At 73.5% G+C, this 23,303-nt stretch carries 23 protein-coding genes; 10 read left to right on the top strand and 13 right to left on the bottom strand.

Translation table 11 applies throughout. The features are described 5' to 3' along the window. The 6 genes from ligA to ACZ6R9_RS17535 form a co-directional block, all read right to left on the bottom strand. Positions 1-1,302: a protocatechuate 4,5-dioxygenase subunit alpha gene (gene ligA / locus ACZ6R9_RS17560; RefSeq protein ID WP_380485240.1), complete on the bottom strand. Its 1,302-nt coding sequence runs from the start codon at positions 1,300-1,302 to the stop codon at positions 1-3. 4 nt (positions 1,303-1,306) lie between these two features. Continuing rightward, positions 1,307-2,278: an amidohydrolase family protein gene (locus ACZ6R9_RS17555; RefSeq protein ID WP_465538784.1), complete on the bottom strand. Its 972-nt coding sequence runs from the start codon at positions 2,276-2,278 to the stop codon at positions 1,307-1,309. 3 nt (positions 2,279-2,281) lie between these two features. Beyond that, positions 2,282-2,968 carry a 4-carboxy-4-hydroxy-2-oxoadipate aldolase/oxaloacetate decarboxylase gene (gene ligK, locus ACZ6R9_RS17550; protein WP_380485237.1) on the bottom strand — a complete coding sequence of 229 codons (687 nt, stop codon included), beginning with the start codon at positions 2,966-2,968 and terminating at the stop codon, positions 2,282-2,284. Between the two features lie 18 nt (positions 2,969-2,986). Beyond that, a complete protein-coding gene (locus tag ACZ6R9_RS17545) occupies positions 2,987-4,015 on the bottom strand; it encodes an amidohydrolase family protein (RefSeq protein ID WP_380485235.1) in 1,029 nt (342 codons plus the stop codon). 35 nt (positions 4,016-4,050) lie between these two features. After that, positions 4,051-5,268, bottom strand: a complete 1,218-nt coding sequence (locus ACZ6R9_RS17540; protein ID WP_465538783.1) for a 4-hydroxybenzoate 3-monooxygenase — start codon at positions 5,266-5,268, stop codon at positions 4,051-4,053. Positions 5,269-5,446: 178 nt separating this feature from the next. After that, positions 5,447-6,214, bottom strand: coding sequence for an IclR family transcriptional regulator (locus tag ACZ6R9_RS17535; RefSeq protein WP_465538782.1), 768 nt, complete (start codon positions 6,212-6,214; stop codon positions 5,447-5,449). Between the two features lie 74 nt (positions 6,215-6,288). Between ACZ6R9_RS17535 and ACZ6R9_RS17530 the strand changes: the two genes are divergently transcribed. After that, positions 6,289-7,014, top strand: coding sequence for a substrate-binding domain-containing protein (locus tag ACZ6R9_RS17530; protein ID WP_465538781.1), 726 nt, complete (start codon positions 6,289-6,291; stop codon positions 7,012-7,014). Positions 7,015-7,139: 125 nt separating this feature from the next. Continuing rightward, positions 7,140-8,474, top strand: coding sequence for a hypothetical protein (locus tag ACZ6R9_RS17525; RefSeq protein ID WP_465538780.1), 1,335 nt, complete (start codon positions 7,140-7,142; stop codon positions 8,472-8,474). Positions 8,475-8,559: 85 nt separating this feature from the next. Here ACZ6R9_RS17525 and ACZ6R9_RS17520 read toward each other — a convergent pair whose 3' ends face one another. Further along, positions 8,560-8,829 carry a GlsB/YeaQ/YmgE family stress response membrane protein gene (locus ACZ6R9_RS17520; protein WP_380485226.1) on the bottom strand — a complete coding sequence of 90 codons (270 nt, stop codon included), beginning with the start codon at positions 8,827-8,829 and terminating at the stop codon, positions 8,560-8,562. Positions 8,830-9,112: 283 nt separating this feature from the next. Between ACZ6R9_RS17520 and ACZ6R9_RS17515 the strand changes: the two genes are divergently transcribed. Both ACZ6R9_RS17515 and ACZ6R9_RS17510 read left to right on the top strand, forming a co-directional pair. Continuing rightward, complete coding sequence (locus tag ACZ6R9_RS17515) at positions 9,113-10,135, top strand: transglycosylase SLT domain-containing protein (protein WP_465538779.1); 1,023 nt, start codon at positions 9,113-9,115, stop codon at positions 10,133-10,135. Between the two features lie 176 nt (positions 10,136-10,311). Continuing rightward, positions 10,312-11,115: a hypothetical protein gene (locus tag ACZ6R9_RS17510; protein ID WP_465538778.1), complete on the top strand. Its 804-nt coding sequence runs from the start codon at positions 10,312-10,314 to the stop codon at positions 11,113-11,115. Positions 11,116-11,308: 193 nt separating this feature from the next. On the opposite strand, the gene ACZ6R9_RS17505 is transcribed toward ACZ6R9_RS17510, so the two are convergent. Next, entirely contained in the window at positions 11,309-11,872 is a 564-nt protein-coding gene (locus tag ACZ6R9_RS17505) for a Uma2 family endonuclease (RefSeq protein WP_465538777.1), read from the bottom strand. A gap of 129 nt (positions 11,873-12,001) precedes the next feature. After that, positions 12,002-13,384 (bottom strand): DUF2079 domain-containing protein, encoded by a 1,383-nt coding sequence (locus tag ACZ6R9_RS17500; protein ID WP_465538776.1) that lies wholly within the window; start codon positions 13,382-13,384, stop codon positions 12,002-12,004. Positions 13,385-13,511: 127 nt separating this feature from the next. Here ACZ6R9_RS17500 and ACZ6R9_RS17495 point away from each other — a divergent pair, with 127 nt between their 5' ends. Together ACZ6R9_RS17495 and ACZ6R9_RS17490 are read left to right on the top strand one after the other, a co-directional pair. Next, positions 13,512-14,207: a response regulator transcription factor gene (locus ACZ6R9_RS17495; protein WP_380485216.1), complete on the top strand. Its 696-nt coding sequence runs from the start codon at positions 13,512-13,514 to the stop codon at positions 14,205-14,207. Beyond that, positions 14,197-15,726: a sensor histidine kinase gene (locus tag ACZ6R9_RS17490; protein WP_380485214.1), complete on the top strand. Its 1,530-nt coding sequence runs from the start codon at positions 14,197-14,199 to the stop codon at positions 15,724-15,726. The genes ACZ6R9_RS17495 and ACZ6R9_RS17490 overlap by 11 nt, the downstream gene beginning before the upstream one ends. A 258-nt stretch (positions 15,727-15,984) precedes the next feature. Here ACZ6R9_RS17490 and ACZ6R9_RS17485 read toward each other — a convergent pair whose 3' ends face one another. Next, complete coding sequence (locus ACZ6R9_RS17485; RefSeq protein WP_380485212.1) at positions 15,985-16,464, bottom strand: hypothetical protein; 480 nt, start codon at positions 16,462-16,464, stop codon at positions 15,985-15,987. Between the two features lie 216 nt (positions 16,465-16,680). On the opposite strand from ACZ6R9_RS17485, the gene ACZ6R9_RS17480 reads away from it, so the two are divergent. Together ACZ6R9_RS17480 and ACZ6R9_RS17475 are read left to right on the top strand one after the other, a co-directional pair. Further along, positions 16,681-17,472, top strand: a complete 792-nt coding sequence (locus tag ACZ6R9_RS17480; RefSeq protein WP_465538775.1) for a helical backbone metal receptor — start codon at positions 16,681-16,683, stop codon at positions 17,470-17,472. Between the two features lie 80 nt (positions 17,473-17,552). After that, a complete protein-coding gene (locus ACZ6R9_RS17475; protein ID WP_465538774.1) occupies positions 17,553-18,656 on the top strand; it encodes a serine hydrolase domain-containing protein in 1,104 nt (367 codons plus the stop codon). 183 nt (positions 18,657-18,839) lie between these two features. On the opposite strand, the gene ACZ6R9_RS17470 is transcribed toward ACZ6R9_RS17475, so the two are convergent. Continuing rightward, the gene (locus tag ACZ6R9_RS17470; protein ID WP_465538773.1) at positions 18,840-19,424 is read right to left on the bottom strand and encodes a (2Fe-2S)-binding protein; all 585 of its coding nucleotides are present in this window, start codon (positions 19,422-19,424) and stop codon (positions 18,840-18,842) included. 476 nt (positions 19,425-19,900) lie between these two features. Here ACZ6R9_RS17470 and ACZ6R9_RS17465 point away from each other — a divergent pair, with 476 nt between their 5' ends. Beyond that, positions 19,901-20,644, top strand: a complete 744-nt coding sequence (locus ACZ6R9_RS17465; RefSeq protein WP_465538772.1) for an SOS response-associated peptidase — start codon at positions 19,901-19,903, stop codon at positions 20,642-20,644. Positions 20,645-20,709: 65 nt separating this feature from the next. Here ACZ6R9_RS17465 and ACZ6R9_RS17460 read toward each other — a convergent pair whose 3' ends face one another. Both ACZ6R9_RS17460 and ACZ6R9_RS17455 read right to left on the bottom strand, forming a co-directional pair. Beyond that, positions 20,710-20,937 (bottom strand): hypothetical protein, encoded by a 228-nt coding sequence (locus tag ACZ6R9_RS17460; protein ID WP_465538771.1) that lies wholly within the window; start codon positions 20,935-20,937, stop codon positions 20,710-20,712. A 142-nt stretch (positions 20,938-21,079) separates the two neighbouring features. Beyond that, positions 21,080-21,865: a phytanoyl-CoA dioxygenase family protein gene (locus tag ACZ6R9_RS17455; protein ID WP_465538770.1), complete on the bottom strand. Its 786-nt coding sequence runs from the start codon at positions 21,863-21,865 to the stop codon at positions 21,080-21,082. Positions 21,866-21,967: 102 nt separating this feature from the next. Here ACZ6R9_RS17455 and ACZ6R9_RS17450 point away from each other — a divergent pair, with 102 nt between their 5' ends. Then, a complete protein-coding gene (locus ACZ6R9_RS17450) occupies positions 21,968-23,242 on the top strand; it encodes an ADP-ribosylglycohydrolase family protein (protein WP_465538769.1) in 1,275 nt (424 codons plus the stop codon). Positions 23,243-23,303: the final 61 nt, after the last annotated feature.

The raw sequence follows: 23,303 nt of genomic DNA, 5'->3' as shown, positions 1-23,303 counted from the left end.
TCAGTTCTCCTTGAGGCGGGGATGGTTGTTCAGGATCAGGTGGCCGACGGCCGTGTTGGACGCCGGCACATGGTAGAAGCGGTGCTCGACCTCCACCCGGCCGCCGTCGTCCACGTCGCTCAGCGCGCCGCGCGCGATCAGCCACATCACCAGCTCGATGCCCTCCGAGCCGGCCTCCTCGACGTACTCCAGGTGCGGCACCCGCGCCAGGGCGGCCGGGTCGGAGATCAGCCGGTCCAGGAACGCGTTGTCCCACTCCCGGTTGATCAACCCGGCGCGCGGGCCCTGGAGTTGGTGGCTCATCCCGCCGGTGCCCCAGACCTGCACGTTCAGCGGCCGCGGGTAGGACTCGATCGCCCGGCGCAGCGCCCGCCCCAGCTCGAAGCAGCGCGCCCCGGACGGCACCGGGTACTGCACCACGTTGACGTGCAGCGGGATCACCCTGCACGGCCACGCCTCCACGTCGCCGAACATCAGCGACAGCGGCACCGTCAGCCCGTGGTCCACCGGCATCTCGTTGGCCAGCGTCAGGTCGAAGTCGTCGCGGATCAGGCAGTGCGCGAGGTGCGCGGCCAGCTCCGGATCGCCCTCGACGCCCGGCACCGGGCGCGGGCCGTAGCCCTCGTCGGCGGTCGGGTAGGCGGCGCCGGTACCCAGCACGAAGGTCGGGATCAGCGAGAGGTCGAAGGCGCTGGCGTGGTCGTTGTAGACCAGGATCACCACGTCGGGGACGTTCTCCCGGGCCCACTGCCGCGAGTGCTCGTACCCGGCGAACACCGGCTGCCAGTACGGCTCCTCGGTCTTTCCGTGGTCCATGGCCGCGCCGATCGCCGGGACGTGCGAGGTGAACACGGCGGCCGAGACGGCGGCGTGCCCGGCGGGCGGCGACTGGTCGGCGTGCGCGGCCTCCAGCACCGCGCGGTCGATCCGGTTGCCCGGCAGGGAGGCCGAGCGGCCGCCGGAGACCATCATGTCCCGGTACTCCTGCTCGGTCATGCCGGTCATCGAGCCCGCCATCTGCTGGAACGAGAACCCCAGCGTGGCACCCCACTTGGCGAGGAAGTAGATGTTGCCGCCCTCGCGCATCGCCGCGTTCAGGTCCCGGTCCAGCAGCGCCTGCTTCTGCGCCTCGCGCAGCGGCCAGGCGTCCAGGTAGGCGCGCTCGTCGGCCAGGTACGCGGCCCGGTTCTCGGCCGTCATCAGCGACATGCAGAACTGGTTGAGGTGGTAGCCCTTCGCGGACTGGTCGGCGTCGAAGATGGTGGTCCCGGGGACGAGCCGGTACGTGCGGTCGACTGCCATGCCGTCAACTCCCTTCCGGAGAAGCCCAGTAGAGGCGGTTCGGGTTGTCGACCAGTAGCCGCCGGCGCAGCTCCTCGGTCGGGGCGATGTGCGGAAGGAAGTCGACCAGCAGGCCGTCGTCCGGCATGTGGTCCTTCAGGTTGGGGTGCGGCCAGTCGGTGCCCCACAGCACCCGGTCGGGGAACTCCTCGACCACCCGGCGGGCGAACGGCACCACGTCCCGGTACGCGTTCCGCTCGCCGTCCAGGGCCGGCGGGCCGGTGAGCGACAGGCGCTCCGGGCAGCTGACCTTGCACCAGATGTCCTCCCGGGCGCGCAGGAAGGAGAGGAACTCGGCGAACTCCGGGCCGTCCGGGTCCTTGGAGACGTCCGGCCGGCCCAGGTGGTCGATCACCAGCGGCACCGGAATGGAGAGGAAGAACTCGCGCAGCTCCGCCAGGTCGGCCGCCTCGAAGTACAGCACCACGTGCCAGCCCAGCGGGGCGATCCGCTCCACCACGTCCCACAGGTCGACGCGGGGCGTCACATCGACCAGGCGGCGCACGAAGTTGAACCGCACCCCGCGCACGCCGGCCGCGTGCAGCCCCCGCAGCTCGGCGTCCGAGGTGCCGGGCCGGACGGTGGCCACGCCGCGGGCCCGGCCGCCGGAGCGGTGCAGGGCGTCCACCAGCGCGCGGTTGTCGGCGCCGTGGCAGGTCGCCTGGACGATCACGTTGCGGGCGAAGCCCAGGTGGTCGCGGAGCGCGAACAACTGCTCGGCGGAGGCGTCGCACGGCGTGTACTTGCGCTCCGGCGCGTACGGGAACTGCGCGGCGGGGCCGAACACGTGGCAGTGCGCGTCCACCGCGCCGGCCGGGAGGGCGAGCGCCGGACGGGCGGGGGAGGGGTGCCAGTCCAGCCAGCCCGGGGTCTTGGGCTGATCGGGCTGGTGCTGATCGGTCCGGTGCTGATCGGTCCGGTGCTGATTGGTCGTCATGGCTCAGTCCTCGTAGCGCAGTCCGAGCTCGGCCAGGGGGCCGCGCATGTCGTACATGTCCAGACCCAGCTCGCCCGCGCGCAGCCGCTCGCGCTTGCCCGCCTCGTTCTCCTCCCGCCGGGCGGAGGCCGCGGCGACCTCGGCGGCCCGCTCGCGCGGCACCACCACCACGCCGTCGGCGTCCGCCAGCACCACGTCGCCCGGGTGCACCAGCGCGTTGGCGCACACCACCGGCACGTTGACCGAACCGAGGGTCGCCTTCACCGTGCCCCGCGCGTTGACCGCCCGGGAGAACACCGGGAAGTCCATCGCGGTGAGGTCCGCGACGTCCCGCACGCCACCGTCGATCACCAGGCCCGCGCAGCCCCGGGAACGGAACGAGGTCGCCAGCAGCTCGCCGAAGAAGCCGTCCTCGCTCTCCGTCGTGCAGGCCGCCACCACCACGTCGCCGGGCCGGATCTGCTCCGCCGCGACGTGCAGCATCCAGTTGTCGCCGGGCTGGAGCAGCACCGTGACCGCCGGGCCGCACAGCCGCGCCGACGGGTACACCGGCCGCAGGTACGGGCGCGTCAGGCCGGTGCGGCCCATCGCCTCGTGGACGGTCGCCGTGCCGAACGCCGACAGCGCGGCCACCGCGGCCGCATCGGGCCGCTCGATCGTGGTGCGGACGACACCGAGTTCGGTGTGCATGTGCATCGCTCCTGGGGGTCAGCGGCCGGACGCGGCGAGGCGGGCGGCCAGTCGGGGGTGAACGCGCAGCGCGTTGCCGGCGTACACGGCCGCCCGCTGCTCGTCGGAGAGCCGGTCGGTGGCATCCACGTACCGCCGGGTGTCGTCGAAGTGGTGGCCCGTCAGCGGATCGACGCCGCGCACCGCGCCGATCATCTCGCTGGCGAACAGCACGCCCTCGGACGGGACGACGGACGTCAGCAGGTCGATGCCCGGCCGGTGGTAGACACAGGTGTCGAAGAAGACGTTGCGGCCCAGCAGGTCCTCCGGCCGGGGCCCGCCGAGGGCCTGCGCCAGCCCGCGGAACCGGCCCCAGTGGTAGGGCACCGCGCCGCCACCGTGCGGGATCACCAGCCGCAGCGTCGGGAAGTCCGCGAACAGGTCGCCCTGGAGCAGCTGCATGAACGCGGTGGTGTCGGCGTTCAGGTAGTGCGCGCCGGTGGTGTGGAACGCCGGGTTGCACGAGGTGCTGACGTGGATCATGGCCGGGACGTCGTACTCCACCAGCGCCTCGTACAGCGGGTACCAGGACCGGTCGGTCAGCGGCGGGGCCGTCCAACGCCCGCCCGAGGGATCGGGGTTGAGGTTCACCGAGACCGCGCCCAGCTCCTCCACCGCGCGCCGCAGCTCCGGCAGGCAGGTCGCCGGATCGACGCCGGGGGACTGCGGCAGCATCGCGCCCATCGCGAAACGCCGGGGGTAGAGCGTGCTGACCCGGTGCACCAGGTCGTTGCAGATCCGCGCCCAGGCGGCGGAGACCGCGAAGTCGCCGAGGTGGTGGGCCATGAAGCTGGCCCGCGGCGAGAACACCGTCAGGTCGGTGCCGCGCTCGTCCATCAGCCGCAGCTGGTTCGGCTCGATCGCCGCCCGCAGGTCGTCGTCCGAGATCCGCAGCTCGGCCGGGTCGGGCGCGTCGGACGGGGAGTCGAGGGCGGCGAGCTGGCGCTCGCGCCAGGCGGCGAGCTGCGGCGGGGCGGTGGTGAAGTGGCCGTGGCAGTCGATGATCACGTGAAGGTCCTCTCCGATGGGGCGTCGGGGCCCGGTCAGCCCCGGGTCGGCCAGCCGGTGTACTGCTCGGCCAGGTAGCTGCGGCCGGCCCGGGTGCCCACCACGCAGTCCAGCTCGCCGAGTTGACGCCGCAGGTCGAAGGCGCTCGCGCCGGGCGCCAGGTGCAGCAGCCTGGTCATCCAGGACGAGAAGTGCTGGGCGCGCCACACCCGCCGCAGGGCGCGCGGCTGGTAGTCGTCCAGCGCGGCCGCCCCCTCGGCGCCGAGCGCCCGCAGCAGCACCGGGGCGAGCACCTTCACGTCGTGCAGCGCCAGGTTGAGGCCGCGCGCCCCGGTCGGCGGCACGGTGTGCGCCGCGTCGCCCGCCAGCAGCAGCGAACCCCAGCGCATCGGCTCCTGCACGAACGACCGGAACCGCAGCACGCTCTTCTCCAGCACCGGCCCCTCCTGGAGGCGGAAGCCGTCCTCGCCCGCCACCCGGGCCTGGAGCGTCTGCCAGATCCGCTCGTCCGACCAGGCGTCCGGCGAGTCCTGCGGGTCGCACTGGAAGTACATCCGCTGCACCGTGTCGGTGCGCCGGCTGATCAGCGCGAACCCCTGCTCGGAGTGGGCGTAGACGAGTTCGGGGGCGCTCATCGGGGCCTCGGCCATGATGCCGAACCAGGCGAACGGGTACTCGTGGCCGTAGCGCACCCGGTTCTGCTGCGGCACCAGGTCCCGGCACATGCTGCGCGAGCCGTCCGCGCCGACCACGTATCGCGCCCGCACCTCGTGCCGGGTGCCGTCGGGCGCCGTCCAGCGGACCTTGGGTGCCCCGCTCTCGACGTCCAGCACTTCGGTGTCGCGGACCCCGAAGTGCACGGTGCCGCCGTCGCGTTCGCGGGCGTCGGCCAGGTCGATGAACACGTCGGTCTGCGGGTAGAGCCAGGTCGAGGCGCCCACCAGGCCCTGGAAGTCGATCCGGTGCGCCCGGCCGCCGAAGCGCAGTTCGACGCCGGTGTGTTCGTGGCCCTCGCGCATGGTCCGGTCGCTGACGCCGGTCTCCACCAGGTCCCGGGCCGCGTCGGCCTCCAGGATGCCGGCCCGCTGGGTGGTCTCGATCTCGTGCCGGGTGCGGGTGTCCAGGGCGACGGCCTCCACCCCGGCGCGGCCCAGCAGGTGAGCCAGCATCAGACCGGCCGGCCCGGCGCCGACGATCGCGACGGGGGCCCGGGTGACGGTGTCGATCGAGGCGGCGGGGATGGCGTCGGCCATGGCGTCTCCAGAACTGCGGCGGGGATTTCCTCTCCCCGAACGCTGGCAGCCCGACCCGCGGCTGGTCGCCCGGCTTTCCGTCAGGCGGAAAGCTTGCTGCTCACCGCACGGTGCGGGCCCGGCTGCTCACCGCACGGTGCGGGCCCGGCCGCTCACCGTACGGTGCGGGCCCGGCCGCTCACCGCACGGTGCGGGCCCGCCGGCCGAGCTCCGCCGAGATCGCGCCCACCGCCCGCAGCAGTGGCTCGCGCAGTCCCCGGGCCCGGTCCGCGTCCCGCGCGGCGATCACGATGCCCAGCGCGGCACTCACCGGCCCGTCCCGCCCGATCCGCACCGGCGCGGCCACCGCCACCGTGCTCTGCGACAACTGCCGGTCGCTGACGAAGACCTGCTCGCGGCGGATCAGGTCCAACTGCGCGCGCAGCATCCGCGGGTCGGTGACGGTGTGCGGCGTCCAGGCGGGCAGCGGAGCGCCCAGCACCTCCTCCTGGAGCGGGGCCGGCGCGTGCGCCAGCAGCACCCGGCCCATGCCCGTCGAGGCCACCGGGAACCGGGTGCCGACCATGGTCAGCAGTTCCACCGAGCGGTGCCCGGCGATCCGCTCCACGAAGACCAGCTCGGTGCCCTCGCGCACGGCGAGCTGGATGTTCTCGTGGGTCGCCTCGTACAGGTCCTGCATGAACGGCAGCGCCGCGTCCCGCAGGATCTGCGTCCGAGGGCAGCCCGAGGCGACCTCCCACAGCCGCAGGCCCACGTGCCAGGAGCCGTCCTCCGCCCGCTCCAGCGCGCCCCACGCCGCGAGTTCCGACACCACCCGGTGCGCGGTGCTCACGGCCAGGCCCGCCCGCCGGGCGATCTCCGACAGGGGCAGCGCGCGGTGTTCGCGGTCGAAGACGGCGAGGACGTCCAGGACCTTTCCGGCGGCGGTGCTCGGGGTGGTGTTCATCCGGGCAGTGTCGCAGACCGCCGTTGAACAGCCCGTTCGCCCGTCGTAGCATCTGCCGGACGCAAGGAGCAGACGTGAACGAAGAGATCGTCGGCCTGTCCTCGATGGCGACCCGGCCGATCCTGGCCGAGCTGTCCGGGTGGATCGGGCGTGCGCACGGCATACCGGTACGGTTCGAATCGGCCGGCGGCGTGGAGGTGGCCCGGCGGGTCCGGGAAGGGGCGGCGGGCGACGTGCTGGTGCTCGCCGAGGACGCGCTGGCCGCGCTCGCGGCCGAGGGGGCGGTGCTCGCCGCGACGGTCCGCCCGCTGTGGGTCTCCCAGGTGGTCGCCGCCGTCCCGGAGGGCTCCCCGGCACCGGCCCTCGACAGCCAGGAGGCCCTGCGGGACGCCCTGCTGACGGCCCGTCGGATCGCCTACTCGACCGGCCCGAGCGGCACCGCCGTGCTGGACCTGATCGGCCGTCAGGGGCTCGCCGGGGCGCTCCGGGACCGCCTGGTCCAGGCACCGCCCGGGGTCCCGGCCGGCACCCTGCTCGCCTCTGGCGCGGCCGACCTCGCCTTCCAGCAGCACAGCGAGCTGATGGACCTGCCCGGGGTGCACGTGGTCGGCCCGCTGCCCGGCGACGCGGGCATCAGCACCACCTTCTCCGGCGCCGTCCTGACCGCCTCCGCCCGGCCCGGCCCGGCCCGCGAGGTGCTGGACCTGCTGGCCGCCGACGAGGCCGCGCAGACCGCCCGGGCCAGGGGAATGCGCGCCGCCGCCCACCCGCCCGCGCAGGACCGCCGGCTCCCGGGCTGACCGACGCTGTGCCGTCGCTCGGGGGCGAAAGTGGTTTGTCGGGGTGGCGGCGCGGCAGCGATGATCGGGCGGGTGTGCGAACCGGGTGGTCCGGGGGGTGCCTGTGCGTTCAGGAGGAGACTGCTTTGCGTTCCGAGCTCGCCAAGGCGTGGGAGTTGCTCGAGGCCGGTGACCCGCAGGGTGCGGCGCGGGAGCTGAGGGCGGTGGCCGACGGGCTGGCGGCAGCCGAAGTGGCGCCGGTGGTGCGGAAGTTGGCGGAGGCCGTCGGCATCGACGACCTGGCGGGCGCGGCCGGCGCACTCGCGGGGCGGCCGTCGGACGCGGGCGCGCTGTACGCGTACGGGTACGCGTGCATCGAGCACGGGCTCTCGGAGTTGGCCGTCCCGGCGTTGCGGGAAGCGTTGCGGGAGGCCTTGCGGGCGGGTGACGTGCCCGCGAAGCGGAAGCTGTTCGGGCGGGGCCGCGGGCAGCAGGTCAACCCGCGTCAGGTGCTGCTGGAGCTGGCCGTCGCGCTGGAGGACGGTGAGCGGCACGCGGAGGCCGTCGCCGTGCTGCAGGAGCACCGGGCGATCACCGGCGACTGGCCGGACGGGTACCTGCTGGCGCACAACGCGCTGATGGACGGCCGGGTCGAGCAGGCCCGCGAGGTGTTCGCGTCGCTGGCGGCGCCGGACGCCGACACCTGGGGGCCCGCCGCCGACCGGATCCGCCGTTCGCTGGCCCGCGCCGCGGCCGTCCCGCCGGCCGGGCCGACGGACCTGCGGGGCTGGCACTTCACGCTGACCGGAGGCCTGCTGGCGACGCTCTCGACGCACGGATTCACCGCCGGGATGACCGGCCGCTGGGCGATGCTGGGCGACACCTACGAGAACTGCCGCCACGGCCTGGAACGGCTGCGCACCGTCCTCGACGCCACCGGCCGCCGCCCGGCCTCGGTGGCGCTGCTGCCGGACCGGGGCAGCGAGGCACTGGGTCTGGCGGCCGCGGCGCTGCTCGGGCTGCCCGCGGTCCCGTACCGGCCGGGCGCGGGGACGGCGGACGCGCTGGTGGTGGCGTACGACCTGAACGAGTGCGACCAGGAGCTGGTCGGCGCGCTGTACGAGCGGGCGCCCGGTGAGCTGCTGTACGAGCACGCGACGTGCTGGACGGACACCCCGGCGGTCTCGGCGGACGTCTCGGGCCTGCTGGTGCAGCACCTGGTCGCGCCGTGGGAGCCGGGATTGCGGGTCGACGACAACGGCCAGGTCGAGCGGGGGCCGGCGGACGACGCCTCGGCGGCGGTACTCGCGGAGCGGATCCGCACCGCCGCCGCCGAGCCGGACGAGGGCGACGGACAGTCCCCGCCCGACCCGGACGAGGCACTGTCGGCCTTCGCCGCCCGCGCCGCCGCGACCTGGGCGACCGGCAACCGCGACCGGATCCGCTCGTCCGGCCCGGTGCGCAGCTCCCGCTTCGTCTGACCCGCCCTCGCCGAAACACGCCACCACCCGCCGAGCGGGGCGCTCGGCGGGCGGTGGCGAGGGCGACCGGCAGGGCCGGTGCGTTTCATCTGCTGGGGTGGGACTTGGTCCAGGCGGGCGAGACCAAGGCGACCAGGGCGACGGCGAAGCCGAGCTGGAGCAGGTGCCGGATCCAGTCGATGCCGGAGGTGTTGCGGACGCCGATCCAGCCGGCCACCGCGTTTCCCAGCCAGGCGCCGGCCGCGCCGAGCAGCATGGTCAGCCACCACGGGATGGACTGCGGCCCACGCAGGATCAGCTTGGCCAGCACGCCCAGCACGAAGCCGATCAGCAGAATCCAGAGGAGTTGGAACATCGAATCCCAGCCTTTCCGGTAGGACGCCGGCCGGTCGGCTGCGACTCTCGGCAGTGAGTCGCGGTGGTGCGGTCGGAGGCGGACCGCAGGCGGACGGTCCACGACTCCATGATCGCGCGCCGGGCGCACCCCGGCATCTCGGCGAAAGCCCCGGCAGCGGGTTTGCCGGCCGCGCCCCAGGGGTAACCGCGCACCCGATGGGGCCCGGTGATTGCCGCGAGACGCCTTGTGGTGGGATAAACAACTGAACTGGCGTCAGGTCCGACGGGGGAGCAGACACAACATGACAGCAGGTTTCGGCGTCAAGCTGGACGAGCTCGCGAAGATCCAGCGGGACTTCGCGGCGATCCAGCAGCGGATGAACGAGATGACCCAGCAGACCGGCCGCATCCAGGGCGTGATGATGAAGGCGGTGGGCACCGACCTGGCCGCCGGTGCGCTCGGCAACATCTTCGGGTTCGCCGAGGTGGTCTCGCAGGTCCGCCAGCAGGTGAACGCGATCAACGAGCAGGTCGCGGCGCTGGAGGCGACCAAGGCGAAGCTCACCAAGGAGCTCGCCGAGGACACCAAGAAGATCGGCACCGTGATCAAGCGGTACCAGGAGGCCGAGAAGTGCGCCCACGAGGGTGTCAGCAAGCCCGGCTCCACCAAGCCCCAGCCGAAGAGCCCGGGCCAGGGTGGCGGCGACCACAAGCCGACCACCAAGCCCGCGCAGAAGAAGCCCAGCACGCCGATGCCGAAGAGCCCGAACAAGGGCGGCCACGGCGGCGGCGGCGACCACGGCGGCAGCGACCACGGGGGCAGCGGCCACGGCAACGACCCGAAGATCGAGATCTCGCATGCCGGAGCGATCAAGACCAGCGAGGTCACGTACGGCGGCAAGGGCAAGTTCAAGAGCGGCGAGGCCGCCTGCCGCGAGTACATCGCGCAGGCGCTGGACGCGATGGGCGTGACCGACCCGGCGGCCCGCGAGGCGTGGACCAAGGGCATGCTGACCATCGCCAACCGCGAGTCCACGTACAACGCGGCCGGCTCGCAGGTCAACCTGTGGGACAGCAACGCGCACGGCGCGAAGCAGGCCGACGGCGCGCCGCTGAACAGCTCGCGCGGCGGCTGGCAGACCATCCCGTCCACCTTCGCGGCGTACCACGTCAAGGGCACCTCCACCGACATCTACGACCCGGTGGCGAACGTGGCGGCCTCGATGAACTACATCCGCGACCGGTACCACGTCTCGCCGGACGGCCACGACCTGGCGTCCAAGGTGCAGCAGGCCGACCCGCACCGTCCGGCCCGCGGCTACTGACCGTCCGCAAGCCGCGCGCCGCCGCCCGCCGGTTCACCGGCCGGGGGCGGCGGCGCGCGGGCCCAGGGCCTGTCGTCAAACCCCCGCCTGCCCCACGACGCGGCTGCGGCGCGGGCCTGAAGACAGGCCCTGGGCCGGTCCACCGTCCACCCTTCTTCTCGAATCCGGGGATCCACGTGCGCCCGCTCCGCCTCGCCGCCACCGCGGTGGCCTGCCTGACCGCCATCGCCGCCCTGACCGCCTGCGACCCCGAGGGCTCGGGCGGGGGCGACGCCGGGAAGACGGCCGCCGCGCCGCCCGCCGCCAGTGGGACGCCGTCCGCCGGCAGCACGGCGTCCGGGAGCCCGAAGTCCGACCCGGGCGCGGCGCCGTCCGCAGGTGGCGGGAAGTCCTCGACGGTGCCGGCGGCGGCCTGGATCGCCCCGCAGCAGGTGCCGCTGAACGCGGCGCTGCACTGGACGGCGCCCGCGACCTCGGCGAAGAGCCTGGGCGCCAAGGGCCAGTTCCAGATCGAGCAGCTCTGCCACGGCAAGCGCTCCGACGACTGGGCGGACACCGTCCCCGGCGTGGACACCGCCTCGCTGGGCGGCGCCGCGGGCGACTGGAAGGCCGACCAGAGCATCGTCAGCTTCGGCGACGCCTCGAAGAGCAGCGTGGCCGCGCAGTCCGCGTTCGGCCTGCTCGGCGTCGTCAAGGACGAGGTGAAGAACTGCGCCACCACCGTGCCCGGGGCCAAGGCCGAGATCACCGGGGACGACAGTGAGTACCTGGTGGCGACCGTGACGGTGCCGCAATCCGACGGCGGCACCGTACAGGTGCACGAGTACCTGACCACCTCCGGCGGCGCGCTGGTCGAACTCACCCTGCACGCACAGACCGCCAAGGGCGCGCACCCGAAGACCGCCTGGTCCGCGCCCGCCGACACCGCAGTGCTGAGCGCACTCGCCAAGCCGGTCTGCACCGCCTTCAAGGACTGCTGACCAGCACCGGGCCGTCCCCCTCCGGGGAGGCCGGCCCGCCGACCGCAGCCCCAACCCCGTCGCAGTGCGCCGCCTGCTCGGCCACGTGCCCCAACAGCTGTCCGCCGAAGCGGGGTTGACGGGCCGGGAGAACGCCGGGCGGCTGCCTGGCCTGCGGCCCGCACCTACGGAACCTGGCGGCCCCCGGTTGCCTTCAGTAACGGACCAGGTCGGCGGTGACCAGGCCGAAGTCGAACGGCGCCGGGATCGGGACGACATCGCCGAACTCCCCGGTCCACCGCTGGCGGTACGCCCCACCGGACGGGTCCGAGAACAGGACGACCGTCCCTTCGCGTGGATCGATCACCAGGTAGAGAGGGATACCCATCAACGGATAGTCACGGACCTTGCCGACCAGGTCGTTCTCGGGATTCGACACCGAGACGACCTCGACAGCGATTGCGGCGAGATCGGCCGGGACCTCGTTGCCGCCGAGCTCCACCACCGACACCGGGATGTACGTCAGGTCGGGGTTGCGGAGCTTGCCGACGTTCGGCGAGGCCAGATCGGTGTTCTCGCTGGGCATCAGCCCGGCCGGCCGCCGAACATCGAACTGCTCCCGGACGATGAACAGATTTCGCTGGTGGATCACCGAGGGCCCGGCCATCATGATGATCTCGTCGCCTGACACTTCAACCTTCCAGCCCGCGGGAGGTGTCAGACTCTGCGCGTACTCCAACAGCTGCGCGTGGCGTTCGGGAACACGGAACTCGGCCATGCCACCATCCTCGCACCTCAACTCCGGTGGCCGCGCCCCGCGCCGGCGGGTGCCTTCCACGGCATTCAGTGTCGGGTGCCGCCTTCCGCCGGCGCCGACGGGCACCCTCCTCGTCGTGGCCCTTGCCCGTCAATGCCCCGGTTCCCAGTGCCAGATGGTGATGCCCGCGCCGTGGGCGACCGGGCGGTAGCCGGCGGTGGGGAGAGCGGCTTGGACGGTGAGGTCGGCGGGGGCGGGGGCGGGGAAGCCGTCGGGGGTGTCGAGGGTGGCGGCCCATTCGGCGACGGGGCGGAAGAGGGGGGAGCGGTCGTCGGGGGAGAGGCCGGTGGAGCCGGTGCCGTCGGGGAAGGTGAGGAAGGGGAACAGGGAGACGGTGCAGCGGGAGGTGAGTTGCGGGGCGAGCCGGTTCGCGGCGGCGACCCGCGCGCCGTCGGGGACGGTGGCGAGGACCTGGCGGGCGGTCAGGACGTCGGGGCCGGGCCCGGACAGGTCGGGTACCGGGGCGGCCAGCAGCGCGACGGCGAGCATCGCGGCGGGCGCGACCCGCAGCGACGGACGCCGGGGCAAGCGGCGCAGGCCGTCGATCGCGGCGACGAAGACGATGGGCATCAGCACCGCGTTGTAGTGCCAACCGGTGCTCCAGTACGCGGGGTTGGCCGACCAGAAGCGCGCCGCCAACGGCAGCACCATCAGCAGGGCGAGCGGCGAGCGCAGCGCCAGCAGCAGGGTCGGGGCAACGATCGCCCCGACCGTCCACCACTTGTCGACGGGCAGCAGCAGCCGGCTCAGCGGATCCCCGTCGTCGGGCGCGGCCGTCGCCCCGTACGCGTAGGTGCCGATCGGATTGGCGGCGGGGATCAGCACCAGCACCGTGAGCAGCGTGCCGAGGACGGCCGCCGCCAGGCCCGCCGCGCCGAGCCCCCGGCGGCGCCCGACCAGCAGGACGTAGCCGCCGACACCGGCCAGCAGCAGACCCTGGTCCTCCTTCACCAGCAGCAGCGGCAGCGCCCAGCACACCGCCGCCCGCCACCGCCCGCGGGCCAGCGCGACCGTCGCGCACGCCACCAGCGGGACGGCCAGCGCGATCTCGTGGAAGTCGAACACCGAGGCCTGCCACAGCCCCCAGGACAGCCCGTACGCCAGCCCGGCCGCCACGCCCCGGGCCCGGCCCAGCCACTGCACGGCCAGCCCGGTGACGGGCACCACCGACAGCGCGAACAGCAGCGACTGCGCCACCAGCAGCGTCTCCGGGGCCGGCCAGAGCCGGTAGAACGGGGCCAGCACCGCCAGCGCGGGGCTGAAGTGGTCGCCCAACTGCACAAACCCGGCGCCCTTCAGCGTGACCACCGGCCGCTCAAGATACGCGTAACCGCGCACCGCCTCCTCGAAGATGCCGAGGTCGAAGCCGCTGGTCTGCATCCGCCAGTGCCTCGGCACCGACAGCGCCAACTGGAACAGCACCACCGGCACCACCGGCAGCAAACAGGGACGGACCCGGAAAGGTATTCGCACCCGACCGACGCTAGGAAAACCCCGCTGAGCCGATTCTGAAAGAAGCTGAGGATTTCTTCAGCCGGGAGAAAACCGGCACATCGGTCAACGGCCTTTTCGCCCCGGCGAATTGACCTACGCTTGCCCCGTGCGCCTACTCATGGTCGAGGACGAGGAAAGGCTGGCCCAGTCGCTCAGCCAGGGCCTGCGGGCCGAGGGCTACGCGGTGGACGTGGCCACCGACGGCCCGGCGGGTCTGGCGCTGGCCCGTTCCGGCAGGTACGACCTGCTGGTGCTCGACCTGATGCTGCCCGGCCTGAACGGCTTCCGGATCTGCCGCAGACTGCGGGCCGAGGAAAACTCCGTGCCGATACTGATGCTGACCGCGAAGAACGGCGAATACGACGAGGCCGAGGCGCTGGACTGCGGCGCCGACGACTTCCTCGCCAAACCGTTCTCCTACGTGGTGCTCACCGCCCGGCTGCGCGCCCTGCTGCGCCGCGGCGCGGCAGGCCGGCCCGCCGCCCTGGCCGTCGCCGACCTGCGGATCGACCCGGCGGCCCGCCGCTGCACCGTCGCCGACGCCGAACTCCGGCTCACCGCAAAGGAGTTCGGCGTCCTGGAGTGCCTGCTGCGCCGCCCCGACCAGGCCGTGCCGAAGACCGACATTTTGGACGCCGTCTGGGACGCCGCGTACTCGGCGGTCCGCGGCGACCTGAACATCGTCGAGGTGTACATCGCCGCGCTGCGCCGCAAACTCCACCGGGCCGGCGCGCACGCCCGGATCGACACCGTCCGCGGCATCGGCTACCGGCTCACCCCCTCGCCCGCCGATGTCGGCTGACCGCCGGCGCCGGTGGCGGTGGTGGCCCGCCCTCGGTGTCCGCGCCCGGGCCGCCGTGGCCGCGCTGGTTGCCTCCGCGCTGGCGTTCGCGGTCGCCTCGCCGCTGGTCGGCGGCGCCGTCCACGCGCTGCTCTACCGCGAGGCCGAGATCAAGGCCCTGAACGCCATGCAGAACATCGAGGCGAGGATCCGGGACGGCGCCGACGGTGAGGTTCTGGGCGGTCAACCGTTCGTGGTAGTCACCGAGGAGGGGGAGTGGCTGACCGGAAGCCAGCTCACGGATCACCGCGAGGACGATCCCGCGTTGCGCCTGACGCCCCTGCGGGTCGCGAAGCCCGAGATCGGCGTCGCCCTGCCACCCGTGCTGCCCTTCGAGACCGTCGAGAACGTCGAGACCGTCGCCATTCGCTATCCGGCCGGCATCTCCCCCTACTACCGGCTGGCCTCGCCCGAGCCCCGCACCTACCACTTCCTGCGCGTGCTCACCGAACCGGTGACCAGCGCCCGACTCGCCCTGATGGTCCCGGACGGGCGCCGTCCCGGCCCGGAGATGCCCGAGCAGCGGCTCACCGTCTACGTCCTGATCGACCCGACCATCGCGGACCAGACCACCGCCGTCGTCACCGGGCACCTGCTCGTCCTCATCGCCCCCCTCGCCTCGCTGTTCGTCGCACTGATCGCCTGGCTCGCCACCGGTCTCGCGCTGCGCCCGGTCGAGTCGATCCGCCGCCAGATGGCCGTGGTGCGGGGCGGCGCCTTCCACGAGCGCGTCCCCGTGCCGCGCGCCCGGGACGGCATCCACCGGCTGGCCCGCACCACCAACGACACCCTGGACCGGCTCCAGCACGCCCTGGACGAACAGCGCCGCCTGGTCGCCGACGCCTCGCACGAACTGCGCAGCCCGCTCGCCACCCTGCGCAGCTCACTGGAAGTGCCGCTCGCCCACCCGGCCGCCGCCGACTGGCCGGCGGTGGTGCGCGGCGCGCTCACCGACACCGAACGCCTCCAGGACCTGGCCGACGACCTCCTGCTGCTGGCCCGCGCCGAACGGGACACCGACCGCGCCGAGGGCACCGTGGACCTGCACGACCTGATCGCCGAGCAGCTCGCCGAACGGCAGTACGGCGGACGGGAGTTGACCTACGAGAGCGAGCTCGACGAGGCGGTGCTGCCGGGCCGCGAGGTGCGGCCGGCCCGCCTGGTGCGCAACCTGCTGGACAACGCCGCCCGGCACGCGCACGGCCGGGTCGCCGTCACGCTCACGGTCGCGGACGGCTGGGCGCGGCTCACCGTCGAGGACGACGGCCCGGGCATCCCCGCCGCCGACCGGGAGCGGGTCTTCGAGCGATTCGTCCGCCTGGACGACGCCCGCGACCGGCACAGCGGCGGCGCGGGCCTGGGCCTGGCCCTGGTGCGCACCATCGCCCGCAGCCTCGGCGGCACCGTCGCCGCCGAGCCGCCCGGCCGACTGCCCGGCGCACGGCTGGTGGTCCGGCTGCCGGTCAAGAACGGCTCCTGACAACAGCGGAGACGGCTCAGGCCGCCGACCGTGCCCGGTGGGGCAGGGCCGACGGCCTGAGTCACCGCTCGCCACAACGGGCGCCGGAGGCAACGCAGTTGAGGCCGAGCGGGCCGATCGGCGGACGGGAGTCCCGCACCCGGCCGAAAGCCGGGTCCGAGCACGCGGCCGCGTCCACTCGGAGGGTGGCCGCAGCCGCGCGCGTCATCCGGCTCCGCTCGCGCGCGCCAGGAGGACCGTCCGCTACGTCAGCGGCACTTACGACAGGTCGAAGGCGCCGCCGGCGACCGCCACGCCGACCGGGCAGGTCAGGCGCACGCGGAACAGGCCGGAGAACAGGACGGTGGACACGTAGCGGTTGCCGTCCGAGCAGTCGACGAAGGGCTGCCAGAGCTGGCCGTTACAGGTCTCCGTGAAGGACGGCCCGTTGAAGTTGAAGTTCCCGCAGACGAGGTTCAGCGGCGTGATGCTCGTGATCGTCCCGTCGGAGTGCACGGCCGGCAGGTTGGACGGCCTCGCCATCTCCACCGCCGGGGTCTGGACCTGCTCGGCGCTCGCGTTCTCGGGCGTGATCACCGGCAGGTTCGCCGGCTGGTCCGCGGGCTGGGAGGCGGTCTGGTTCGTCTGCGGGGCCGCGGGAGCGGTGTCCGCGAACGCGACGGAGCTGACCGTGCCGACAGCCGTGAAGGCCAGGGCCGAGGCGGTACCGATGGCGGCGAGCATCTTTCCGAATGCCATGTCTTTCCACTTTCACTGAGGAACAACGGAGTGTTCTCGGGAGACAGGGGGGCGCCCACCTGCGAAATTCCGCCCCGGATCGCCGGGGCGAGCCCCACGCTAGGTCAGCTGCCGAAGGTCCGCCCCCGCAGTGCGCCGATGAACGTACGTGTGCGTTCCATCGGCTCTGATCCGGCACTCGGAGGGGCTAGCCGCGGGCGCGATAGCGTGGCATTCATGGACGCTGAGCGGGAGTTGAGGGACGACGAGGGTGACCCGGTACGGCTCGGGGAGGTGCGCCGGGTCGTCTCGCTGGTCCCCTCGCTCACCGAGGCCGTGGCCACCACCGCCCCCGGCCTGCTGGTCGGCGCCACCGATTGGTGCACCCGCCCCGCCGACCTCGACGTGGTCCGGATCGGCGGCACCAAGAACCCGGACGTGGCACGGATCCTCGCGCTGCGCCCCGACCTGGTGATCGCCAACGAGGAGGAGAACCGGGCCCCCGACCTAGCCGCCCTGCGCGCGGCCGGGGTAGCCGTGTGGACCACCCGGATCCGGGACCTCGACCAGGCACTTCGCTCGCTGCGCCGCCTGCTCGTGGACGCCTGCCAACTCCCGGATCCTGACTGGCTGTTGTCGGCGAGCCGGGCATGGGCCGGCCTGGTGCCTCCGGCGGTTCCGATGCGTGCGGTGGTGCCGATCTGGCGGCGGCCGTGGATGGTCCTCGGTGCGGACACCTTCGCCGCCGACCTGCTTCGACGGCTCGGCGTCACCGTCGTGACGGCCGGTCACCCGGGCCGGTACCCCCGCGTCCCGCTTCCCGAACTCCTGGGCGCAGGCGCCGAGTTGCTCCTCCTCCCCGACGAGCCCTACCGCTTCACCGCCACCGACGGCCCCGAGGCGTTCCCCGCCCTCCCGTACGCTCTGCTGAGCGGCCGCCATCTCACCTGGTACGGCCCGTCCTTGGCCGAGGCGCCCGCCGTCCTCGCCGCGCAACTCGGCGGCAGAAATTCTCCGCCGGTGATGTAGAGATCCCGTCGGCGGCGCCGACTGTTGGGTGAACGGCGCCCACGAGCGCCGCAGTCGAGGATCGAAAGGGCACGACCGTCATGCAGCAGCCTGTGCAGCAGACCATCGACGAACTGGTGGAGTCCGGCGAGGAGTTGGGCATCCAGGTCGCGGTGTACCGGAACGGCGAACTGGTGGTGGACGCGGTGGCGGGCATCGCCGATCCGGCCACCGGCCGCCAGGTCACCTCGGACACCCCGTTCTTCAGCGCCTCCACCGGCAAGGGGGTGGCGGCGACCGTGGTCCACGTCCTGGCGGAGCGCGGCGCGCTCGGGTACGACACGCCAATTGTCGAGCTCTGGCCGGAGTTCGGCGCCCACGGCAAGGAGAAGGCGACCGTCCGGCACGCGCTCACCCACTCGCTCGGCGTCCCGGCCGTGCCGGCCGACCTCACGGTGCGGGACCTCGCCGACTGGGACGCCATGTGCGCCCTGATCGCCGACTCCGAGCCCTGGTGGGAGCCCGGCACCGGCACCGGCTACCACGCGGTGACCTGGGGCTACGTGATCGGCGAGCTGGTCCGCCGGGCCACCGGCCGGCCGATCTCGCAGGTGCTCCGGCAGGAGGTGGCCGAGCCGCTGGGCATCGCCGACGAGCTGTACTTCGGCGTCCCCGAGCCCGAACTCGGCCGCCTCGCCCGGCTCGTGGACGCGCCCGGCACCGCCGAGATGCTCGCCGCGATGCCCGCCGACCTGCCACTCTTCAAGGCCACCCCGCCCGCCCTCACCCCCAGCGCGGCCTACGGCAACAACCCCACCGTGCTCACCTCCGACATCCCCTCGGGCGGCACGATGTCCGCCCGCGCGGTGGCCCGGATGTACGCCGCCCTGCTCACCGAGGTGGACGGCATCCGCCTGGTCCCGGACGCGCGCCTGCGCGAGATCACCGCCCTCGCCACCGCCGAGACCGACCGCATGGTCGGCTTCCCGACCCCCCGCGCCCTCGGCTACAACCTGGGCCGCCCCGGAACCGACCCGCAGCAGACCCCGACCGTCTTCGGCATGCCCGGCATGGGCGGCAGCGCAGCCTGGGCCGACCCGGCCACCGGCATCTCCTTCGCCCTGACCAAGAACCGCTTCTTCCCGGGCCCGTCCACCGCCGTCGATCGCATCGGTACCCTGATCGCGGAAGCCGCCACCCGCTGAAGACCCTGCCGCGGGGGGTGCGCCAACAGCCCCCCGCCGGGACAAGACGGACCTGGACCCGCGCTGTGCACCGAACCGGGCAGCCGGACCGCCTCCGACGCGACCGCCCAGGGCCTGCGTGGCCTGAGGCCGCCGGTCGAGCCGTGGATCTCCTCCTCGACCTCCGGCCTCCCAAGTCCCTGGTCAGCGGCGGGACTTCGGCGACCGGGTGAACACGCAGTCGCCGCACAGGCCGCCCGAGGGGGTGCGGTAGTAGAGGCAGCAGGAGGCACGGCGGAAGGCGAGCGGGCGGCCCGGCGGCGTGGCGGTGCCGGTGAGGGCGAGGTCCGGGAAGGCGAGGACGGCACGGGCCAGGGCAGCGGCGTCCGCGGTGGCGAGTTGCCGGGCCGCGCCGACCAGCGCGGAGGCCGCGTTGCCCGCCAACAGGCCTGCGGCGAGCGGAGTCAGGGTGCGGACGGCATCGGCGAGCGGGTGCAGATACCGGCCCATCACCAGCCCGTGCAGTGCGGCGGGTGTCGCCTCCGCTCCGGGCGCCGCCGGCAGCCACAGGTCGAACGGACCCTGCGGCGGAAGCGCAAACCGGGCACCGTCCAGGTCGGGCAGCCGCCCGGTCGTGACGGCCACCCCCAGCGCCACCGACCACACCCGGGCCGCCAGCCCCAGGTGCGCGGTGGACGCGGCAACCCGCACCTCGTCCGTACCCAACACCCGCGCGACCTCGGCAATCCGCCCCGCCAGCGGCCCACCTGTCGCCGACAGTTCCCGCATCGGCCGAAACCCACCAGGCGCCGGCCCGGTCACGGTGGCAAAGTACGGCCCCAAAGCGGACAGCGGAACGGTCATGCCCCGGAGTCTAATTCGCCCCCACACCGCCCCCCACCACCCCCACCAATGGCCCGCCAGGGTTCGAAAGTTCGCGGACAAACCCCAGCCCACCCCCACCCCGGCCCCGCCGCCTCACCCCGGTCCCCGCCGCCCCCGCCAGCCCCGATTCACGCCCGTCCTCGCCACCTCCGTAAACGGGCCGTCGGGGGCCGGCCAGTTCGCGGACCGATCACCTGCGTTCGGTGCGCAACGTGCAGCGCAATGCCGCCGTCGGTGACGGAGTGCCGCTCGGCGAGGGCGAGTTGAAGGTGCTGGCCGGGCACCGCTGGGACCGGAACTTCTACTCCTGAGGCTCCTCGGCGGTCCGGGATTGCGTGGAGTGCGTGCGGTTGCCGGGATTCGGTGGCAGGGTAGGTCGCATGTGCGGTCGCTTCGTCTCCACCACCGAGCCCGGTGACTTGGTCGCCCTGCTCGATGTCGCGCGCTGGAACCCCACCGAGGCGCTCGCGCCGAGCTGGAATGTGGCGCCGACCGATCCGATTGCTGCCGTGCTGGAGCGGGTGGACCGTGACACCGGCGAGGTGGTGCGCCAACTGCGCACCCTGCGTTGGGGGTTGGTCCCGTCCTGGGCGAAGGATCGCTCCGGCGCGGCCCGGCTGATCAACGCCCGCTCGGAGACCGTCGACCAGAAGCCGTCGTTCCGCAAGGCGTTCGCCGCCCGGCGCTGCGTGATCCCCGCCGACGGCTACTACGAGTGGCGTCCCGTCCCGGCCGGGGACGGCCGTAAGGCGTACAAGCAGCCGTACTACCTGAGCACCGGCGAACTGATGCTGATGGCCGGCCTGTACGAGTTCTGGCGGGACGCGAGCCTGCCGGAGGACGACCCGGCGGCGTGGCTGGCGACGGCGACCATCCTGACCACCGACGCCACCGACAGCGCGGGGCGGGTGCACGACCGGATGCCGCTCACCATCACCCGGCAGGACGTGGACAGTTGGCTCGACCCGGCGCACAGCGACCGGGCCGACCTGCACCACCTGCTGCACCGCCCGGCCGACGGCGACATCCTGGTCCGGGCGGTGCCCACGGCCGTCAACCGCGTCACCGAGAACGGCCCCCACCTGCTCACCGAGGCTCCCGACCCGCTGGGCCTGGCAGGCTGACGCGGTGCCATTCCGGCCCGGACTGACGCACTGCCATTCCGCAGGCGCGCCGTACTGACGCGCTGTCAGTCCTCGCCCCCGGAGTCATTGTTGCGGCGCCCCTGGATGCGGCGCCGACGCTCGGCCCGCCGGACCATCTCGCCGGCGCCGAGCGTCGCCCGCGACACCACGCGGACCCAGCCCGGCCCACCGCGCTCCGCCCACACCACGCACCCGCAGCCGCCCACCACGAGCAGCAGCACGACCACCAGCACCACACCGATCACCGGCTCCGCCTCCCCGAGTCCGTCCATACGGTCCACCGATCATCGCAGCCGGGCGGCGCGGCGTGCGGCGGGCCGTGCCAGTGCGGACGTGTGCTGCGACCTCACGTAGGAGGGTGACGTCCGGCGGCAGTTGTGGTACCTGGGCGCGAACGGCGGAGCGAGCAGCGCTTCAGCGGCGCAGCCCGAGGCGGACGGCGCGTTCCACCGGCGAGTACGCCCCGTCCGCACGCTCCAGCACCAGGTCGGCGGTGGACAGCAGCGCCGGCTGGGCGAGGAAGCGCGGCTCGGTGCCGTGGTGCGGCTGCGCGGCGTGGATCAGGAACGGGTGGCACAGGTACACGTCCCCCGCCCGCCCGGTGGCGAGGGCGGTCCTTCGCCCGGGGTGGTCCAGCAGTCCGGCCCGGTCGAGTTCGGCGCAGAACGCGAACATCTCCACGCCCTTGTCCCCGGCTGGTTCCAGCAGGCGCGGCAGGTCCAGGTGCGAGCCGACCTTGATCCGGGTCGGCGCGTTCGCCTCGTCCACGTCGGACAGCAGGAACAGCATCAGCAGTGACCGGCCGCGCGAGACCAGGTTGAGCCAGTGGCCCTGTTCGCCGTCCGGGGTGAAGCTCGCGTCCATGTGCCAGCCGGCGTCGCCCGGGTCCTCCGGGTGCGGGAAGCGGATCGGGAAGCCGCCCAGCCACGGCTGCGGCGTCCAACGGCCCTCGCCGACCAGCTGGTCGAACGCGCCGTGCAGCCGCTCGGAGGTTGCCGCCCGCCGGAACGGCTCCTGCGCGTACCCTTCCAGGCGCACCACCGGCTGCGTCCAGCCCGTCGGGTCGTCCGGGTCGAGGCCCATCTCCCGCCACAGGAACTCCCGGCATTCGGCGGCCAGTTCGGGCGAGAACGCGCCCTCCAGGCGGACGAAGCCGTCCGCGACGAAAGTCTCGACCTGCTGCTCGGAAAGGACACCCATGGCAGCGGATTCTCGGCCGGTCCACCCGGCGCCGCAAACGAATTACCGCCTGCCGGTGCGGGCTTGACGAACGGGCACCCCGGGCGCTTCGGTGGGAGCCATATGACCACCCCTGCCCCTGCCCCGCACACCGGCCCCGCGTTCGACGCGCTCCAGGGCCTGTCCGTCGGTGACGCCCTCGGCGCCCAGTTCTTCGTCCCCGAAACCGCCCGCACCCACTTCGCCGCCGGCACCGTCCCGTCCGGCCCCTGGCCCTGGACCGACGACACCGAGATGGCCTGCTCCGTGTACGCCGCGCAGACCGAACGCGGTGCCATCGACAGCTACGACCTCACCCATTCCTTTGCTCACCGCCACGACTTCGACCGGGGCTACGGACCCGCCGCGAACCGTCTGCTGCGGCTGATTCGGGAGGGCGGTGACGCCCGCCGCCTGGCCGCCGAACTCTTCGACGGTCAGGGCTCGTTCGGCAACGGCGCGGCCATGCGGGTGGCCCCGCTCGGCGCCGCCCACGCCGAGGACCCGGCTGCCGTGGTCCGGATCGCCGCCGACACCGCGGTGATCACCCACACCCACCCGGACGCGGTGGACGGCACGATCGCGGTGGCCGTCGCGGCCGCCCACGCGGTGCGCGGCCGCACCGAGCCGCTCCGCCCCGAGCCCTTCCTGCGCGCCGTCGCCGCCCTCACCCCGTACGGGCCGGTCCGCGACGGCCTGCACCAGGCCGAGCGGCTGCTCGACCGCAGCGACGCCCGCGAGGTCGCGGCCGTGCTCGGCAACGGCAGCCGCACCAGCGCCCTCGACACCGTCCCGTTCGCGCTCTGGTGCGCCGCCCGGTGGCTCGACGACTATCCGACGGCCGTCCGGTCGGCGATCGGCGCCGGCGGCGACATGGACACCGTCGCCGCGATCACCGGCGGCGTGGTCGCCGCCCGCACCGGCACGGCGGGCATCCCCGCCGCCTGGCTGGACGCCCGCGAACCGCTGCCCACCTGGGCGTTCACCGTCCCCGGCAGCATCCCCGCGCCGCTGCCGCACCTCACCCGGATGCGGCTGCCCCGGCCCTGTTCCGTTCCGGACCGGATGTACTTCCCCGAGGAGCAGTGGAACCGCTACCGGGCCGGCTACCGGGCGGCGCGCTGGGTGGCCCGCGCCGAGGAAGGCGTCCTGCACCTGCACTTCGCCGTCTCCGGGGACGAGGTCGCCGCCATCCGCGTCGTCCCGTCCGGCAGCGGCCAACTGGCCGTCTCCGCCGAGGTCGAGGCGCACCCGTCCCACTACAACGGCGCACGCTGGTCCACCTCCCTGCCGGCCACGGTCATGGAACTGGAGGGCCGGCTCCAGACCAGGGGCCCCCTCCCGGCAGGCCCCTGGTGAGGGCCCGTCGGGCGGCCGAACAGGCTGACGGCGCAGGCGGGGCGGCGGCGCAGGCGGGGCG

Source organism: Kitasatospora sp. NPDC048662, assembly GCF_055587065.1.
The sequence above is the reverse complement of the archived record's forward strand: the minus strand, read 5'-3'. Positions and strand labels throughout refer to the sequence as shown.